Raw genomic sequence first — 246 nt, 5'->3', positions numbered from 1 at the left:
GCCGCGAGCCTGTGCCAGACGCGCCTTTCCGATGAAATCACCGTCGAGCATTGGCTCTTGAAGCTGATCGAAGCGGATGAAGGAGATATTCCCGCGATCCTGCGTCACTATGAAATCGACGTGGATGCGATCTGGAACGCGCTGCTCGCCGCGATCGATCGTCTGCCAGGACTGCGGACTGGTTGCCGGCACCTTTGATGAGATCGCCTTCCCAGTGTCCAGGCAGCAGTCGGTCTTCGATTTCAG

At 58.5% G+C, this 246-nt stretch carries 1 pseudogene; it reads left to right on the top strand.

The features are described 5' to 3' along the window. Window positions 1-168: pseudogene (locus NCR38_RS34080) on the top strand (Clp protease N-terminal domain-containing protein); the annotation flags it as partial. Window positions 169-246: the final 78 nt, after the last annotated feature.

This window comes from Caballeronia sp. INML1 (genome assembly GCF_023631085.1).
Classification (GTDB): domain Bacteria; phylum Pseudomonadota; class Gammaproteobacteria; order Burkholderiales; family Burkholderiaceae; genus Caballeronia; species Caballeronia turbans.
Note: the sequence above shows the minus strand (reverse complement) of the source record. Positions and strands in the feature narration are given on the sequence as shown.